Genomic DNA, 17,428 nt, shown 5'->3' with positions numbered 1-17,428 from the left:
TTGAGGGGTTAAGGCTCCCAGTAGACGACTGGGTTGATAGGCCAGATGTGGAAGCCCGGTAACGGGTGGAGCTGACTGGTACTAATAGGCCGAGGGCTTGTCTAACTTTTTTGCTCGCGTCCACTGTGTAGTTCTGAGGTAACGAACCGTGTCATCATCCGGTTGGTTAACTTCATAGTGTTTCGGTGGTCATAGCGTTAGGGAAACGCCCGGTTACATTCCGAACCCGGAAGCTAAGCCTTTCAGCGCCGATGGTACTGCAGGGGGGACCCTGTGGGAGAGTAGGACACCGCCGAACAATCATTCAGCCCCAACCCCCGAGCTTCGGCTCAGGGGTTGGGGCTTTTTTGCTGTCTGTCACCTCATGTTCATGTGTCGGCGGGAACCTTGGCCCCTCGACATGTGGAGGTAGGGACGTGCGTCAGTTGATGATGGACAGGCAGCCCCTGCAGGGTCTGGGTATCGGTGCGGGCGACGAGGTGATCGTGCCGTCCTTCGCTCCGGAGTCCGCCGCCGCAGCGGTGGTGATGGTGGGTGCGAGGCCGGTATTCGCCGATATCGACCCCCGGACGTACTGCCTCGACCCGGCCTTCGTGGAGGCGGCTCTCACGCCCCGGACGTCGGCCGTCATAGCCGTCCACCTCTTCGGTCATCCCGCCCCGATGCGGGAGCTCGGCACGGTGGCCGCGCGGCAGGGAATCGCGCTGGTCGAGGAGCTGGTCGAGGAGGAAGAACCGGCGGGCGGCATGGGGGAGATCGCCCGGCGGCGGGCCAACGCCTGGTTCCTGGACTCGGTGTTGACGGGGGTCATAGTGCCGTACGTCGAGCCGGGGGCGCACCACGTCTACCACCACTACACGGTGCGGATCCCGGGCAACGGCCGGCCCGACCGTGACGCCTTCGCCAGGGCGCTGGCGGCGCGCGGGGTACGGGCGACCGTGAGCGTCCCCACGCCGGTGCACCGGCTGGCGGCGCACCGGTCCCGTGCGCAGCTGCCGGAGACGGAACTGGCCGCGGCGCAGGCGCTCTCGCTGCCGGTGCATTCAGGGCTCACCCAGCGGGAGTTGACGCATATCGCGGACGCCTGCAACGCGCTCGGCGGCCTGCTCTGAACCGAGCGGGCGGCGGCAGGGGGCGGATTACCGGGCATGGTCATTCATGGGTTAAGATTTTCCATGTCGACGAGCCCCTATAGCTCAGTCGGTAGAGCGTCTCCATGGTAAGGAGAAGGTCTGCGGTTCGATTCCGCATGGGGGCCCCAGAAGAGAAAGGCCCCCCGCCTGTTGGCGGGGGGCCTTTTGTCTGTGCGGGCCCGCTCTATGTTCTACGGGCCCGCTGTAGGTCTCTGCCGGCCCGCTGCACCTTCTACGGGCTCGCAGTACGTTCTGCCGGTCCGTCAGTTTCCGGGCAGGGCCGGGACGCGCATCGCGAGAATGGCCATGTCGTCGGAGGGCGCGTCGGAGGCGAAGCGTTCCACGGCGCGCAGGATCCGGGCGGCGACCGCGCCCGCGGTGAGGCCGGTGCAGGTGGCCAGGACATCGGCGAGGCCGTCGTCGCCCAGCATGCGGGTGCCCTCGCGGCGTTCGGTGACACCGTCGGTGACGCAGAGCATGACGTCACCCGGGTCGAGGGTGATGGTCTGCTCGACCAGCTCCAGGTCCTCCAGGACGCCGAGCAGGGGCTGCGGGTCGGCGGCCGGCTCGACGGTGCCGTCCGGGCGCAGTCGCAGGGGCAGCGGGTGTCCCGCGCAGACGACCTTGAGGACGGCGCTGCCGTCGGGCTGCGGCCACAACTCGCCATAGAGCAGCGTCAGGAAGCGGCTGCGGGCGCCCTCGTCGAGGATGGCGGCGTTCAGCCGCTCCAGGACGGCCGGTCCGCCGAAGCCCTCGCGGGCGAGGAGCCGGATCGCGTGCCGGGCCAGGCCGGTGACGGCCGCGGCTTCCGGGCCGGTGCCGCAGACGTCCCCGATGGCGAAGCCCCAGCAGCCGTCGCGGATCGGGAACAGGTCGTAGAAGTCGCCGCCGACCTCGTTGCCCTCGCCCGCGGCCCGGTAGATGACCTCGACCTCGACCCCGGGGACGGGGGGCAGGCCCGGGGGCAGCAGGCTGCGCTGGAGGGCTTGGCTGATGGCGGTGCGCTCGCTGTAGAGGCGGGCGTTGTCGAGGGCGAGCGCGGCGCGGCGGGAGAGGTCCTCGGCGAGTTCGAGGATCTCCTGGCGGAAGCGTTCGTCCGCGGGCTTGCCGAGGGTGAGCATGCCGATCACGCGGTTGCGGGCGACGAGCGGGAGGACGACGGTCTCGCCGCCGACCGCGGCGGCGGTCGCGAGCGCGGTGCCGGGTCCGGTCGCCGGGCGGCCCGCCTCACCGAGACCGAGGCTGCGCAGGGAGGCCCGCAGGGCGGTGGAGTGGGCGGCGTCGGAGGGCGCGGTCCAGATGCGGGCGCCGGGCGTCGGCTCGGGGGCGGGTGGGTTCAACTTCGCCAGCAGGGCTTTGATGCCGTCGATCCGGTCCTCGTCCTCGTGGAGCACGAAGGCGAGTTCGGGTTCCGACTGTTCCGCGATGGTGTAGACGGCGCACCAGCTGGCCAGGGTGGGCACGGTCATCTGCGCCATGAGGGCGAGAGTCTGGTCACGTTCCAGGGTGCCGGCGAGCAGGTCGGAGGCTTCGACGAGGAAGGACAGCGAGCCGCGGCGCAGCCGTTCCAGCTCGGTGAGGCGGGCGCTCTCGACGGCCAGCGCGATGCGGTCGGCGGCGAACTGCAGCCGGAGCGCTTCCTCGTTGGAGTAGCGGCCGGGGGCCTCGGCGGCGACACCGAGGGAGCCCGTGAGGCGCCCCTCGACCTTCAGCGGCACGGTGACGATGGAGCGCATGCCGGTTCCCGCGAGCAGCGGGACGGCTCCGGGGACGGCGTTGAGGTCCTCGTGGACGGCGGGCATCCTGGCGCTGCCGTAGCGGCCGGTGCCGGCCTCGACGGGGACGCGGGCGAAGCGCTGGCGGGCGGACGGCAGTCCGGTGGAGGCGCGTACCTCCAGCTCCGTCTCGTCGTCGGTGGCGAGCAGCAGGTACGCGGCGTCGCCGTCGAGCATGTCGCGGGCGCGTTCCACGGTGCGCTGCAGGAGCCCGTCGAGGTCGTCGGGCGCGGGGGAGCCGATGAAGACCTCGAAGGCGTCAGCGGCTTTGCCGCGGTCGCCGGCGGAGGCGTTGGAGGGGACGGGGCCGCGCGAGGGGCTCTGCAGGACCGCCCGCTCGTCGGCGCGGACCAGCAGACAGACGGTGGAGGGCTCGCCGGAGGTGTCGCGGACCCGCAGGTGGGAGCCGTAGACGGGCTGTACGCGGCCGTCGGCGCCACGGAGTCCATAGGTGCCCTCCCAGCGGGAGAGCAGCAGCGCCTCGGCGAGGCCGATGCCGGTGCCGGGGGTCTGCGGCCAGGCGGTGAGCTCGGTCAGCGGCTTTCCGACGGCCTGGTCGGAGGTGTGGCCGAAGAGGTCGGTGGCGTCGTCGTTCCAGCGGGTGACGGTGGCCCGGCGGTCGACCTGGATGACGGCCACGCGAACCCGCTCGTCGGTGAGCGGGAGGGCCGCGGTGGGCAGTGCGGGACTGGCGGAGCGGGTGCCCGCCGAGCGTTCCGGGAGGTCGAGCTGGAACCAGACGTGCTTGGCGGCGGGGGTGTACTCGACGCCCCAGCGGCTGGCGAGCGCGGAGCACAGCACGAGGCCGCGGCCGCCTTCGCTGTCCGGGTTGCGGAGCTGCAGTCCGGCGTTCTGGAGGGGGACCTCACGCTCGGGGTACCGGTCGGCGACCTCGACTCGTACTGCTGTGTCGTAGCGCAGGCACTGTACGTCAGCGGCGGTTCCGGCGTGGACCACGGCGTTGGTGACGAGTTCGCTGGTGAGGACGACGGCGTCGTCGACGATGTCGGAGAACCCCCAGCCCTGCAGAGTGTCGCGGACGAAGGCGCGGGCGAGGGCGACCGATCGCCCGACCGGCTGGAAGGTGGCCGCTGCCCGCGCCGTGATCACAGAACTCCTTGTGCGCCCCTGGACGCTGTCGTCGGTCTCGCTTTCGATTCCCTGCGCCGTCACCGGCGGCCCCCGTGAGGTGTAGGCCCGGTCTATGGCGGGCAACCGGATGCCAGGTTACTTACCTCCGCTGATGGCGCGTGCGCCGGTTCCGGGTGTTTCTGCCCCGATCGTGCGACCGGTCCTGTGCGAAGCTGCCGAACCGTTACGGCCTGGTGCGGGCATAGTGAAACACTGGGCATGGCGAAGAGGCAGATCACAAGCATTTCGGTCGACCCCCCGGGAGGGACACGGTGGAGTCCAGCGCATCGGTGCGAGGCGCAGTTTCGCGTGCCAAGAACGCGCGTTCCCGCGCCAACGGGACCATCGAGGTGGATTCGGCTGCCTTGTACAGACTTCTGGCGGCACTGGCTTCCATGCGGGATGGCAACTTCCGCAAGCGGTTGACGGTGTCGGGCGACGGGCTGATGGCGGAGGTCTCCGCCGTCTTCAACGAGGTCGCGGACCGCAATCAGCACCTGACGGGAGAGCTGGCGCGGGTGCGCAGGGTGGTCGGCCGTGAGGGAAAACTCACGGAGCGCCTGGAGACCGGCGCTTGTGAGGGTTCCTGGGCGGCGGCGATCGACGCGTCCAACGCTCTGGTGGACGACCTCGTACGGCCGGTCTCCGAGGTCGGCCGGGTGCTGTCGGCGGTCGCGGAGGGCGATCTGGAACAGCGGATGGATCTGCGGTCCCAGGGCGCGGACGGTTCCGCGCATCCGCTGCGTGGTGAGTTCCTCAAGGTCGGCCGGACGGTCAACGGGCTGGTGGACCAGCTGTCGGCGTTCACCGACGAGGTGACCCGGGTGGCCAGCGAGGTCGGTACCGAGGGCAAGCTCGGCGGCCAGGCCAAGGTGCGCGGTATGTCGGGTTCGTGGAAGGACCTGACGGATTCCGTCAACACGATGGCGTCCCGGCTCACCGCCCAGGTACGTGACATCGCTCTCGTGACGACGGCGGTCGCCAAGGGCGATCTGTCCCGGAAGGTCACGGTTCATGTGGCCGGCGAGATGCTCGAACTCAAGAACACCGTCAACACGATGGTGGACCAGCTGTCATCCTTCGCCTCCGAGGTGACGCGTGTCGCCCGCGAGGTCGGTACGGAGGGTGAGCTGGGCGGCCAGGCGCAGGTGCCGGACGTCGCCGGGGTGTGGAAGGACCTGACGGACTCCGTCAACCTCATGGCCGGGAATCTGACGGCCCAGGTGCGCGATATCGCGCAGGTGACGGCGGCGGTCGCGAACGGCGATCTGTCACAGAAGATCACCATCGGGGCGCGTGGCGAGGTCGCGCAGCTCGCCGAGACGATCAACGCGATGACCGAGACGCTGCGGACGTTCGCCGACGAGGTGACCCGGGTGGCGGGCGAGGTCGGCGCAGAGGGCCTGCTGGGCGGGCAGGCGCAGGTGCCGGGCGCGGCGGGGACGTGGAAGGACCTCACCGACTCGGTGAACACCGCGTTCCGCAACCTCACCGCACAGGTGCGCGACATCGCGCAGGTGACGACGGCGGTCGCGAACGGCGATCTCTCGCAGAAGGTCACCGTCGATGTCTCCGGCGAGATGCTGGAACTGAAGAACACCGTGAACACGATGGTCGACCAGTTGTCGTCCTTCGGCGCGGAAGTGACGCGGGTGGCGCGCGAGGTCGGCGTCGAGGGCGAGCTCGGCGGGCAGGCGCAGGTGCCGGGCGCGGCGGGGACGTGGAAGGACCTCACCGACTCGGTGAACACCGCCTTCCGCAACCTCACCGGTCAGGTGCGCAACATCGCGCAGGTGACGACGGCGGTCGCGAACGGCGATCTCTCGCAGAAGGTCACCGTCGATGTCTCCGGCGAGATGCTGGAACTGAAGAACACCGTGAACCGGATGGTCGACCAGCTGTCGTCCTTCGCGGCCCAGGTGACCCGGATGGCACGGGACGTGGGTACGGAGGGCCGGCTCGGCGGGCAGGCGCGGGTGGACGGCGTCGCGGGCACCTGGAAGGACCTGACGGACTCCGTCAACTTCATGGCCGGCAACCTGACGTCCCAGGTCCGGCAGATCGCCCAGGTGACCACGGCGGTGGCGCGCGGTGACCTGTCGCAGAAGATCGATGTGGACGCCCGGGGCGAGATCCTGGAGCTGAAGAACACCATCAACACGATGGTCGACCAGCTGTCCTCGTTCGCCGACCAGGTGACCCGGGTGGCGCGGGACGTGGGTACCGAGGGCCGCCTCGGCGGTCAGGCGCAGGTGCCCGGAGTGGCCGGCGTGTGGCGCGATCTGACCGATTCGGTCAACGGCATGGCGGGGAACCTCACCGCGCAGGTCCGCAACATCGCGCAGGTCGCCACGGCGGTGGCGCGCGGTGACCTGTCGCAGAAGATCGATGTGGACGCCCGGGGCGAGATCCTCGAGCTCAAGAACACCCTGAACACGATGGTCGACCAGCTGTCGTCCTTCGCCGAGCAGGTGACCCGGGTGGCCCGCGAGGTGGGCACCGAGGGCATCCTGGGCGGCCAGGCCGAGGTCAAGGGCGTGAGCGGCACCTGGAAGGACCTCACGCAGTCCGTCAACTTCATGGCGAACAACCTGACGAGCCAGGTCCGTAACATCGCCGAGGTCACGACCGCGGTGGCCAGCGGCGATCTGTCGAAGAAGATCACCGTCGACGCCAAGGGCGAGATCCTCGCGCTGGTCACCACCGTCAACACGATGGTGGACACGCTGTCGGCGTTCGGTGACGAGGTCACCCGGGTGGCCCGCGAGGTGGGTACCGAGGGCCAGTTGGGCGGGCAGGCCCGGGTGCGGGACGTATCGGGCATCTGGAAGGACCTGACCGACAACGTCAACCTGATGGCCAACAACCTGACCAACCAGGTGCGTTCGATCGCGGCGGTGGCAACGGCGGTCGCCAACGGCGACCTCACCAAGAAGATCACCGTCGAGGCGCGCGGCGAGGTCGCGCAGCTCGCAGAAACGATCAACACGATGGTGGACACGCTGTCGGCGTTCGGTGACGAGGTCACCCGCGTGGCCCGCGAGGTGGGCACCGAGGGCATCCTCGGCGGCCAGGCCCGCGTGCCCGGCGTCGCCGGCACATGGAAGGACCTCACCGAGTCGGTGAACGGCATGGCCTCCAACCTGACCGGCCAGGTCCGCAACATCGCGATGGTGACGACCGCGGTCGCCCGGGGCGATCTCTCCAAGAAGATCGACGTGGACGCGCGCGGTGAGATCCTGGAGCTGAAGACGACCATCAACACGATGGTCGGCCAGCTGTCCGCCTTCGGTGACGAGGTCACCAGGGTGGCGCGCGAAGTGGGCACCGAGGGGCGCCTCGGCGGCCAGGCGCGGGTGCCGGACGTCTCCGGCATCTGGAAGGACCTCACCGAATCGGTGAACCTGATGGCCAACAACCTGACCAGCCAGGTCCGCAACATCGCGCAGGTGGCCACCGCGGTGACCCGCGGCGACCTCAACCTGCGGATCGACGTGGACGCGGCCGGCGAGATCCTGGAACTCCAGGACTACATCAACACGATGATCGTCCGCCTGCGGGAGACCACGCTCGCCAACAAGGAGCAGGACTGGCTCAAGGGCAACCTGGCCCGTATCTCCGGCCTGATGCAGGGCCGCCGGGACCTGGGCGACGTCGCCGCGCTCATCATGAGCGAACTGACCCCGGTGGTCTCCGCGCAGCACGGCGCGTTCTTCCTCGCCGAGGAGATCGGGGACGGCTCCGAACTCGGGGCGGGGGAGGACGACGAGGCCGCGTACGAGCTGCGGCTCGTCGGGTCGTACGCCTTCTCCAAGCGCTCCATGCCCACCACGTTCCTGCCCGGTGAGGCACTGATCGGGCAGGCCGCGATGGAGAAGCGCTCGATCCTGGTCGAGAACGTGCCGCCCGGCTACCTCAAGATCGTCTCTGGGCTCGGTGAGGCGCCTCCGGCTCATGTCATCGTCCTGCCGGTGCTGTTCGAGGACCGGATCCTGGGGGTGATCGAACTGGCCGCCTTCCAGCCGTTCACCCAGATCCAGAAGGACTTCCTCAGCCAGATCACCGACATCATCGCGATCAGCGTCAACACGATCAGCGTCAACACCAAGACCGAGGGACTGCTGGAGCAGTCCCAGAAACTGACCGAGCAGCTCAAGGAGCGGTCGGGCGAGCTGGAGAACCGGCAGAAGGCGCTGCAGCTGTCCAACGCCGAGCTGGAGGAGAAGGCGGAGCTGCTGGCCCGGCAGAATCGTGACATCGAGGTGAAGAACACCGAGATCGAGGAGGCCCGGCAGGTCCTGGAGGAGCGTGCCGAGCAGCTCGCGGTCTCGATGCGCTACAAGTCCGAGTTCCTGGCCAACATGTCGCACGAGCTGCGCACCCCGCTCAACTCGCTGCTGATCCTGGCCAAACTGCTCGCCGACAACGCCGACGGGAATCTGTCGTCCAAGCAGGTCGAGTTCTCCGAGACGATCCATGGCGCGGGCTCGGACCTGCTGCAGCTCATCAACGACATCCTCGATCTGTCGAAGGTCGAGGCGGGCAAGATGGACGTCAGCCCGACCCGTATCGCGCTGGTGCAGCTCGTCGACTACGTCGAGGCGACGTTCCGTCCGCTGACCGCGGAGAAGGGCCTGGACTTCTCGGTCCGGGTCTCTCCGGAACTGCCGGTCACCCTGCACACGGACGAGCAGCGGCTGCTGCAGGTGCTGCGCAACCTGCTGTCCAACGCGGTCAAGTTCACCGACAGCGGCTCCGTCGAACTCGTCATCCGGCCGGCGGGCGCCGAGGCCCCGCAGTCGATCCGCGAGCAGCTGCTGGAGTCCGGGGCGCTGCGCGACGCCGACCAGCCGCTGATCGCCTTCTCCGTGACCGATACGGGGATCGGGATCGCGGCGAGCAAGATGCGGGTGATCTTCGAGGCGTTCAAGCAGGCCGACGGCACCACCAGCCGGAAGTACGGCGGTACGGGCCTGGGGCTGTCGATCAGCCGGGAGATCGCCCGGCTGCTCGGCGGCGAGATCCACGCCGACAGCCAGCCGGGGCGCGGCTCCACGTTCACCCTCTACCTGCCGCTCAGCAGCGCCGAACTGCCGCCGCACGGCTATCCGCAGCTGCCGGGAGCCGAGGGGGTCAGCGAGTCGGAGCACCACACGCCCACCCGCAACCGCCTGGCGGGCGGCAGCCTGTCCCGGCTGCGCCGCCGCTCGGCGCCCCAGGTGCAGCTGCCCGCGCTGCCCGGACAGCCCGCGGAGGTGCCGTTGGAGGAGTCGTGGGTCGACGGGACGCATTCCGACGGGTACGCGCGCTTCGCGGGCGGGTTCCACGGCGAGAAGGTGCTCATCGTGGACGACGACATCCGCAATGTCTTCGCACTGACCAGCGTGCTGGAGCAGCACGGGCTGACGGTGCTGTACGCGGAGAACGGCCGTGAGGGGGTCGAGGTCCTGGAGCAGCACGACGATGTGGCGATCGTGCTGATGGACATCATGATGCCGGAGATGGACGGTTATGCGACGACGACGGCGATCCGCAGGATGCCGCAGTTCGCCGGGCTGCCGATCCTCGCGCTCACGGCGAAGGCGATGAAGGGCGACCGGGAGAAGAGTATCGAGTCCGGGGCGTCGGACTATGTCACCAAGCCGGTCGACACCGATCACCTGCTGGGCCTCATGGAGCAGTGGATGAATGCCCGTGGAACACCCCGTTGAACGATGGACTGTTGACGCGGTGTGTCCCATCAGGTGTGAGGGGGCGGGATCCAGGGAACCTTCTGGTCTCCGCTAGCGTTTCTGCTTCGTGCACAGTGACATGGCGGTGACAGGGTGTGGCGAACGGCAGGTGCGGCTACCATGACCGGCACAAGGACGGGCGGCGCAAGGGAGTCGTCCCCGGGGGCGGCCACCAGTGTGGTGCCGGGACGAGGAGGGCGGGCCATGGTGCAGAAGGCCAAGATCCTTCTGGTCGATGACCGGCCGGAGAATCTGCTGGCGCTGGAGGCCATCCTCTCCGCGCTCGATCAGACACTGGTGCGGGCGGCGTCCGGGGAAGAAGCGCTGAAGGCGCTGCTCACCGATGATTTCGCGGTGATCCTGCTCGATGTCCAGATGCCGGGCATGGACGGATTCGAGACCGCCGCCCACATCAAGCGGCGCGAGCGTACCCGCGACATCCCGATCATCTTCCTCACCGCGATCAACCACGGTCCCCACCACACCTTCCGCGGCTACGCGGCCGGTGCGGTCGACTACATCTCCAAGCCCTTCGACCCGTGGGTGCTGCGCGCCAAGGTGTCGGTCTTCGTCGAGCTGTACATGAAGAACTGCCAGCTGCGGGAGCAGGCGGCGCTGCTGCGGCTCCAGCTGGAACAGGGCGCGGCGCCGGGTGTCAACGGAGCGAAGGAGCCCGCAGGGCTGCTCGCCGAACTGTCGGCCCGGCTGGCGGCCGTCGAGGAGCAGGCCGAGGCGCTGTCGAAGCAGCTCGACGAGTCGGCGGACGCGGCCGCGGTGGCGACCGCGGCGCATCTGGAGCGCAAGCTCACCGGATTGCGGCGGGCGTTGGACGCACTGGAGCCGGGCACCGGCGAGGGCCGCGTCAGGTTTCCCTCGCAGGACTGAGCACCACCCCAGCCGTTGACGCTGCGTCACCCTTGGCCCGCACGAGGCGCGACACGGACGGGGGTATCCGACGCACACGTGTCCCGTCGGTCCTTCGGAGGTAATCTCGGCACCATGGCCTCACGTACGCCCGGCGGCACTGCCAAGAAAGCTCCGGCGAAGCCTGCGGCCAAGAAATCCGCGGCGAAGAAGACCGCAGCGCGGAAACCTGCTGCCAGGAAGGCGGCGGCCCCCCGTGCGCCGAAGGGCGCCGCTCCGCCGGCACCCAAGGCGGCCCCGTCGCCCACCGGCGGCGTGTACCGCATGACGCGCGCTCTGTGGCTCGGAGTCGCCCATGGCATCGGCGCGGTGTTCCGCGGCATAGGGCGCGGCGCACGCGGGCTCGATCCCGCGCACCGCAAGGACGGCGGGGCGCTGCTGCTGCTCGGCCTGACGCTGGTCGTGGCCGCCGGCACCTGGTCCAATCTCCGCGGCCCGGTCGGCGATCTCGTGGAGATGCTGGTCACCGGTGCGTTCGGCCGGCTCGATCTGCTGGTGCCGATCCTGCTCGGCCTTGTCGCGGTCCGTCTGATGCGGCATCCCGAACAGCCGGAGGCCAACGGGCGGATCGTCATCGGCCTGTCCACCCTCGTGATCGGCGCTCTCGGCCTGATCCACCTGGCCTGCGGCTCCCCGAGCCGGGACGCGGGCGCCGCGGCGCTGCGCGACGCGGGCGGACTGATCGGCTGGGCGGCCGCCTCGCCGCTGCTGTACACGGTGGGCTCGGCGCTCGCCGTACCGCTGCTGCTGCTGTTCACCGTGTTCGGGCTGCTGGTCGTGACCGCCACTCCGGTCAACGCCATTCCGCAGCGACTGCGGCTGCTCGGCACCAAGCTCGGGCTGTACGAGACCCCGCCGGACCTGGACTCCGTTCCGATGGAGGAGCTGTTCGACGAGGATCCGGACTGGGAGGAGGACGAAGCCCCCCGGCGCAGGTCCTCGCTGCGGTTCACCAAGCACGACCAGGGCATGGCTGAGCTGGCGGCCCTGGGGGAGTTCGGCGACGAGGATCCGGCCGACGAGCCCCGGCCGCGCCGCCGCCCGCGCCGCCGGGCCGAGCCCGGCGAGCAGGACTACGCGCAGACCGCCGGGATGGACGCGGTGGACGTGGCGGCCGCCGCGGCCGCGGCGCTGGACGGCGCGGTGCTGCACGGAGTGCAGCCGTCACCGCTGCTGGCCGGTCTCAGCAGCGGCATCAAGACGGGTAAGGCGGGTGCACCGGGTGGCGCGACCGGTTCAGCGGTGCCCGCGGCCCGTGCCGAGGACGCGGCCGAGCCGTCCTCCGGCTCGGGCGTCCCGGACCTGACCAAGCGGACCCCGGACCCGGTCGAGCCGCTTCCGCCGCGCGCCGAGCAGTTGCAGCTGTCCGGCGACATCACGTACTCGCTGCCCTCCCTTGACCTGCTGGACCGTGGCGGCCCCGGCCGTACCCGCAGTGCGGCGAACGACGCGGTGGTCGCCTCGCTGCAGCAGGTCTTCACCGAGTTCAGGGTCGACGCCACGGTCACCGGCTTCACCCGCGGCCCGACCGTCACCCGCTATGAGATCGAGCTGGGCTCGGCGGTCAAGGTCGAGCGGATCACCGCACTGGCCAAGAACATCGCGTACTCGGTCGCCAGCCCGGACGTACGGATCATCAGCCCGATCCCTGGCAAGTCCGCCGTAGGCATCGAGATCCCCAACAGCGACCGCGAGATGGTCAACGTCGGCGATGTGCTGCGTTCGGCGAACGCGGCCGGTGAGGACCACCCGATGCTGGTCGCGCTCGGCAAGGACGTCGAGGGCGGCTACGTGATGGCCAACCTCACCAAGATGCCGCATCTGCTGGTCGCGGGCGCCACCGGCTCCGGAAAGTCGTCCTGCATCAACGGCCTGATCACCTCGGTCATGGCCCGGGCGACCCCGGACGAGGTGCGGATGGTGCTGGTGGATCCCAAGCGGGTGGAGCTGACCGCGTACGAGGGCATCCCGCACCTGATCACACCGATCATCACCAACCCGAAGCGGGCGGCCGAGGCGCTGCAGTGGGTGGTCCGCGAGATGGACCTGCGCTATGACGACCTGGCCGCGTTCGGCTTCCGGCACATCGACGACTTCAACGCGGCGGTGCGGTCCGGCAAGACCCAGCCGCTGCCGGGAAGCGAGCGCGAGCTCTCCCCGTACCCGTATCTGCTGGTGATCGTCGACGAGCTGGCCGACCTGATGATGGTGGCGCCGCGTGACGTCGAGGACTCGATCGTCCGCATCACCCAGCTCGCCCGCGCCGCCGGCATCCACCTGGTGCTGGCCACCCAGCGGCCGAGCGTCGATGTCGTCACCGGCCTGATCAAGGCGAATGTGCCGTCGAGGCTGGCCTTCTCCACCTCCTCGCTCGCCGACAGCCGGGTCATCCTGGACCAGGCGGGCGCCGAGAAGCTGATCGGCAGGGGCGACGGGCTCTTCCTGCCCATGGGCGCGAACAAGCCGACCCGTATGCAGGGCGCCTTCGTCACCGAGGAGGAGATCGCGAAGGTCGTCCAGCACTGCAAGGACCAGCTGACGCCGACGTACCGGCAGGACGTGATGGTCGGCACGGGGCCCAAGCGGGAGGTCGATGAGGAGATCGGGGACGACCTGGACCTGCTGTGCCAGGCGGCTGAACTGGTGGTATCCACGCAATTCGGCTCGACCTCGATGTTGCAGCGCAAGCTGCGTGTGGGATTCGCCAAGGCGGGCAGGCTCATGGATCTGATGGAATCGCGCGGAATCGTCGGACCGAGCGAAGGTTCGAAGGCGCGGGATGTCATGGTCAAGGCGGACGAATTGGATGGGGTGCTGGCCGTCATCCGCGGAGATGCTCACTCGTAAGAGTCCGCGGGGCAACCGTTTCTCCTGTTCGTGCGTCAAGTTGATGCAGGAGGACGACATATGGCCGACTGTCAGGCACGTACGAGACCCGGTGGCAAACGGTCCGGCAATCCTGATGGCGGACAAAGACCGGCTGTCCGCTTGCCCCACTCTTTCGTACCCCCCCTAGACTGAATCTCCAGCAGGTGGCTGCAGCCCGAAAGGCTTCCTCGTGTCCCTCGGCAACCCGCCCTCCGACGACCGGCCCTCCGTCGGTCGTGCCCTTGCCCAGGCCCGCCTCGCCGCCGGGCTGACCATTGACGAGGTCAGCTCCATTACGCGGGTGCGCGCCCCCATCGTGCTCGCGATCGAACAGGACGACTTCTCCAACTGCGGCGGCGATGTGTATGCCCGCGGCCACATCCGCAACCTCGCCCGCGCCGTCGGCATCGATCCCGAGCCGCTGGTCCAGCAGTACTCCGACGAACACGGCGGCGCCGCCGCCCATGTCCCCGTCGTGCCGCTCTACGAGGCCGAGCGGATCCGCCCCGAGCGCCGCCGGCCGAACTGGACCGCGGCGATGGTGGCGGCGATCGTCGCCGTCGTCGGATTCGTCGGCTTCACCTCGTTCAACGGCGGTGGTGGCGGCAAGCCGGCGACCGCCGCGAAGCCGTCGGTGAGCGCCACCACGGCCAAGCCCAGCCCCAAGCCCGCCGACCCCAAGCCCGAGCCGTCGAACAGCGCGATCGCGGCCGTCCCGGCCGGCAAGGTCACCGTGAAGCTGACGGCTGACGTCGGCAAGAGCTGGATCCAGGCCACGGACAGCAACGGCCGGCAGTTCTACGCGGGCAATCTGGACAAGGGCGAGTCCAAGACCTTCACCGACGCCAAGAAGGTCAAGCTGGTGATCGGTGACGCGGGCGCCATCAGGCTCTTCGTCAACGGGAAGGACCTCGGTCCTGCGGGTACGGACGGCCAGGTGGTCCGGCTCACCTTCACCCCCGGTGATCCTCAGGCTGGGTGAACGTAAGAGGGACGGCTGGGACAAAGTAGGCTGAGCCTATGCCCGCACCCCGTACCGTCGCCCTTGTCACGCTCGGCTGCGCCCGCAATGAGGTGGATTCCGAGGAACTCGCCGGCCGTCTGGCGGCGGACGGCTGGGAGCTGGTCGACGACGCCGCGGACGCCGATGTGGCCGTGGTGAACACCTGCGGCTTCGTCGACGCCGCCAAGAAGGACTCCGTGGACGCCCTCCTGGAGGCCAACGACCTCAAGGGCCATGCCCGCACCCAGGCGGTCGTCGCCGTGGGCTGCATGGCCGAGCGGTACGGCAAGGAACTCTCCGAGGCGCTGCCGGAAGCCGACGCCGTGCTCGGCTTCGACGACTACACGGACATCTCCGACCGCCTCCAGACGATCCTGGCCGGCGGCGTGCACGCCTCCCACACCCCGCGCGACCGCCGCAAGCTGCTGCCGATCAGCCCCGCCGAGCGGCAGGCCGCCGAGGTGGCCCTGCCCGGCCACGCGCAGGAGGCGCCGGCGCCTGCGCCGGCCGATCTCCCCGAGGGCGTCGCCCCGGCGTCCGGGCCCCGCGCGCCGCTGCGCCGCCGCCTGGACAACAGTCCGGTCGCCTCGGTGAAGCTGGCCTCCGGCTGCGACCGTCGCTGCTCCTTCTGCGCCATTCCCTCCTTCCGCGGCTCGTTCATCTCCCGACGTCCCTCCGACGTCCTCGGCGAGACGCGCTGGCTGGCCGAGCAGGGCGTCAGCGAGGTCATGCTGGTCAGCGAGAACAACACCTCGTACGGCAAGGACCTCGGCGACATCCGGCTGCTGGAGACGCTGCTCCCCGAGCTGGCGGCCGTCGAGGGCGTCGAGCGGATCCGGGTGAGCTACCTGCAGCCCGCCGAGATGCGGCCCGGCCTGATCGACGTCCTCACGTCGACCGACAAGGTCGTGCCGTATTTCGACCTGTCCTTCCAGCACTCGGCACCCGGAGTGCTGCGCGCGATGCGCCGCTTCGGCAGCACCGAGAGCTTCCTGGAACTGCTCGGCACCATCCGCGGCAAGGCCCCCGAGGCCGGTGTGCGCTCCAACTTCATCGTCGGCTTCCCCGGTGAGACCGAGGCGGACCTGGAGGAGCTGGAACGCTTCCTCGGCGCCGCGCGGCTGGACGCCATCGGCGTCTTCGGGTACTCGGACGAGGACGGCACCGAAGCGGCCGGCTACGGGGACAAGCTCGACGAGGACACCGTCGCCCAACGGCTGGCGCGGGTGTCGCGGCTGGCCGAGGAGCTGACCGCGCAGCGCGCCCTGGAGCGGCTCGGCTCGACCGTGCGGGTGCTCGTCGAGTCCATCGACGAGGAGACCGGCGAAGCGGTCGGCCGCGCCGACCACCAGGCGCCGGAGACGGACGGACAGACGTCCTTGACCTCCTGCGAGGGGCTGAAGCCGGGCATGATGGTGACGGCGAAGGTGATCGACACCGAGGGTGTCGACCTGGTGGCCGAGCCGCTCACCGGCGGCAGCGGAAGTCTTGCGGAGGAGACGGGCAGATGACCGGAGTCCCCGCGCCCGCCGCGGCCACCCCGGACCACATGGGCGACCCCGTGGTCCGCCAGGCCGGGCTGTGGAACATCGCCAACGTGCTCACGATGGTGCGGCTGGTCCTGGTCCCCGGCTTCGTCATGCTGCTGATCCACGACGGCGGCCACGACCCCGCCTGGCGCTCCTTCGCGTGGGCGGCGTTCGCCATCGCGATGATCACCGACCTCTTCGACGGAGAGCTGGCCCGGCGCTACGGGCTGGTCACCGACTTCGGCAAGATCGCCGACCCCATCGCCGACAAGGCGATCATGGGCGCCGCGCTCGTCGGACTGTCCGCGCTGGGCGATCTGCCGTGGTGGGTGACCGGGGTGATCCTCTTCCGGGAGGTCGGCATCACGCTGATGCGCTTCTGGGTGATCCGGCACGGAGTGATCCCGGCCAGCCGCGGCGGCAAGCTCAAGACGCTCACGCAGGGCATCGCGGTCGGCATGTACATCCTGGCCCTCACCGGGCCGCTGGCGACCCTGCGCGCCGTGGCGATGGCCGCGGCGGTGGTCCTGACGGTCGTCACCGGCCTCGACTACATCCGGCAGGCCGTGGTGCTGCGCCGGGCCGGGCTCGCCGCTCAGCGCGAGCGCGAGGCCGCTCAGTCGCACTCCGAGCCGCAGTCCCCGACGCCGGCTCCATTGCAGTCCCAGGCGCAGTCACAGCCGCAGGCGCAGGCTCAGGCTCAGGCTCAGGGTGAGTCCCCCTCGCAGTCCCTCTCGCACTCCGAGCCGCAGTCCCGGGCGCACTCCCAGCCGGAGCCGGAGTCCCCGCCGCAGCGGCAGCGTCAGCAGAACGGATGACCGCAGCCGAAGTGTTGCGGCTGCTCGACCGCCAGGGACTCACCCTGGCGGTCGCCGAATCGCTGACCGGCGGGCTGGTGGCCGCCGAGCTGACGGCCGTGCCGGGTGCCTCAAGGACCTTCCGTGGCTCTGTGACGGCCTACGCGACGGAACTCAAGCACCAGCTGCTCGGCGTCGACGCGGGTCTGCTGGCCGCTCGAGGCGCGGTCGACCCTCAGGTGGCCCTCGAGATGGCCGAGGGAGTGCGGAGCAGACTGGAAGCGGACTGGGGCCTGGCCACCACCGGGGTCGCCGGTCCCGACCCGCAGGACGGGCAGCCGGTCGGCACCGTGTACGTGGCGGTGGCCGGTCCCGAAGGCTCAGCGGTCACCCCGCTGCGACTTGAGGGCGGGCGCCCGGAGATCCGCGCCGCCAGTGTGGCCGCCGCGCTCGCTCTGCTGGCGGAGTCCCTCACGACAGGGATGCGGGCGGAGAATAGGGAAGAAGACGGGGGGCAGGGATGTTTGCAGCCCTGA

9 protein-coding genes, 1 tRNA gene and 2 rRNA genes are annotated in these 17,428 nt (G+C 69.7%); 11 read left to right on the top strand and 1 reads right to left on the bottom strand.

All coding sequences use genetic code 11. From position 1 onward, the window contains the following. The 4 genes from QMK24_RS08895 to QMK24_RS08880 all read left to right on the top strand — a co-directional run. A 23S ribosomal RNA gene (locus QMK24_RS08895) occupies nucleotides 1-105 on the top strand; the annotation flags it as partial. A 76-nt stretch (nucleotides 106-181) separates the two neighbouring features. Then, a 5S ribosomal RNA gene (rrf, locus tag QMK24_RS08890) occupies nucleotides 182-298 on the top strand. 130 nt (nucleotides 299-428) lie between these two features. Beyond that, nucleotides 429-1,112 carry a DegT/DnrJ/EryC1/StrS family aminotransferase gene (locus QMK24_RS08885; RefSeq protein WP_283464778.1) on the top strand — a complete coding sequence of 228 codons (684 nt, stop codon included), beginning with the start codon at nucleotides 429-431 and terminating at the stop codon, nucleotides 1,110-1,112. Between the two features lie 73 nt (nucleotides 1,113-1,185). After that, nucleotides 1,186-1,261, top strand: a tRNA-Thr gene (locus QMK24_RS08880). A gap of 135 nt (nucleotides 1,262-1,396) precedes the next feature. Here the strand turns inward: QMK24_RS08880 and QMK24_RS08875 are convergent. Further along, a complete protein-coding gene (locus QMK24_RS08875) occupies nucleotides 1,397-4,018 on the bottom strand; it encodes a SpoIIE family protein phosphatase (RefSeq protein ID WP_283464759.1) in 2,622 nt (873 codons plus the stop codon). A gap of 293 nt (nucleotides 4,019-4,311) precedes the next feature. Between QMK24_RS08875 and QMK24_RS08870 the strand changes: the two genes are divergently transcribed. The 7 genes from QMK24_RS08870 (at nucleotide 4,312) to QMK24_RS08840 (ending at nucleotide 17,428) form a co-directional block, all read left to right on the top strand. Then, the gene (locus QMK24_RS08870; protein ID WP_283464758.1) at nucleotides 4,312-9,750 is read left to right on the top strand and encodes a HAMP domain-containing protein; all 5,439 of its coding nucleotides are present in this window, start codon (nucleotides 4,312-4,314) and stop codon (nucleotides 9,748-9,750) included. A gap of 225 nt (nucleotides 9,751-9,975) precedes the next feature. Further along, entirely contained in the window at nucleotides 9,976-10,656 is a 681-nt protein-coding gene (locus tag QMK24_RS08865; RefSeq protein WP_283464757.1) for a response regulator, read from the top strand. Nucleotides 10,657-10,770: 114 nt separating this feature from the next. Continuing rightward, entirely contained in the window at nucleotides 10,771-13,542 is a 2,772-nt protein-coding gene (locus QMK24_RS08860) for an FtsK/SpoIIIE family DNA translocase (RefSeq protein ID WP_283464756.1), read from the top strand. Between the two features lie 211 nt (nucleotides 13,543-13,753). Next, entirely contained in the window at nucleotides 13,754-14,545 is a 792-nt protein-coding gene (locus tag QMK24_RS08855) for a helix-turn-helix domain-containing protein (protein ID WP_283464755.1), read from the top strand. Between the two features lie 38 nt (nucleotides 14,546-14,583). Beyond that, nucleotides 14,584-16,077 (top strand): 30S ribosomal protein S12 methylthiotransferase RimO, encoded by a 1,494-nt coding sequence (gene rimO / locus QMK24_RS08850; RefSeq protein ID WP_283464753.1) that lies wholly within the window; start codon nucleotides 14,584-14,586, stop codon nucleotides 16,075-16,077. Beyond that, nucleotides 16,074-16,913, top strand: coding sequence for a CDP-diacylglycerol--glycerol-3-phosphate 3-phosphatidyltransferase (gene pgsA, locus QMK24_RS08845; RefSeq protein WP_283464752.1), 840 nt, complete (start codon nucleotides 16,074-16,076; stop codon nucleotides 16,911-16,913). The genes rimO and pgsA overlap by 4 nt, the downstream gene beginning before the upstream one ends. Further along, nucleotides 16,910-17,428, top strand: a complete 519-nt coding sequence (locus tag QMK24_RS08840; protein WP_283464751.1) for a CinA family protein — start codon at nucleotides 16,910-16,912, stop codon at nucleotides 17,426-17,428. The genes pgsA and QMK24_RS08840 overlap by 4 nt, the downstream gene beginning before the upstream one ends.

The sequence above is a fragment of the Streptomyces sp. PH10-H1 genome, assembly GCF_030063355.1.
Lineage (GTDB): Bacteria > Actinomycetota > Actinomycetes > Streptomycetales > Streptomycetaceae > Actinacidiphila.
The sequence above is the reverse complement of the archived record's forward strand: the minus strand, read 5'-3'. Positions and strand labels throughout refer to the sequence as shown.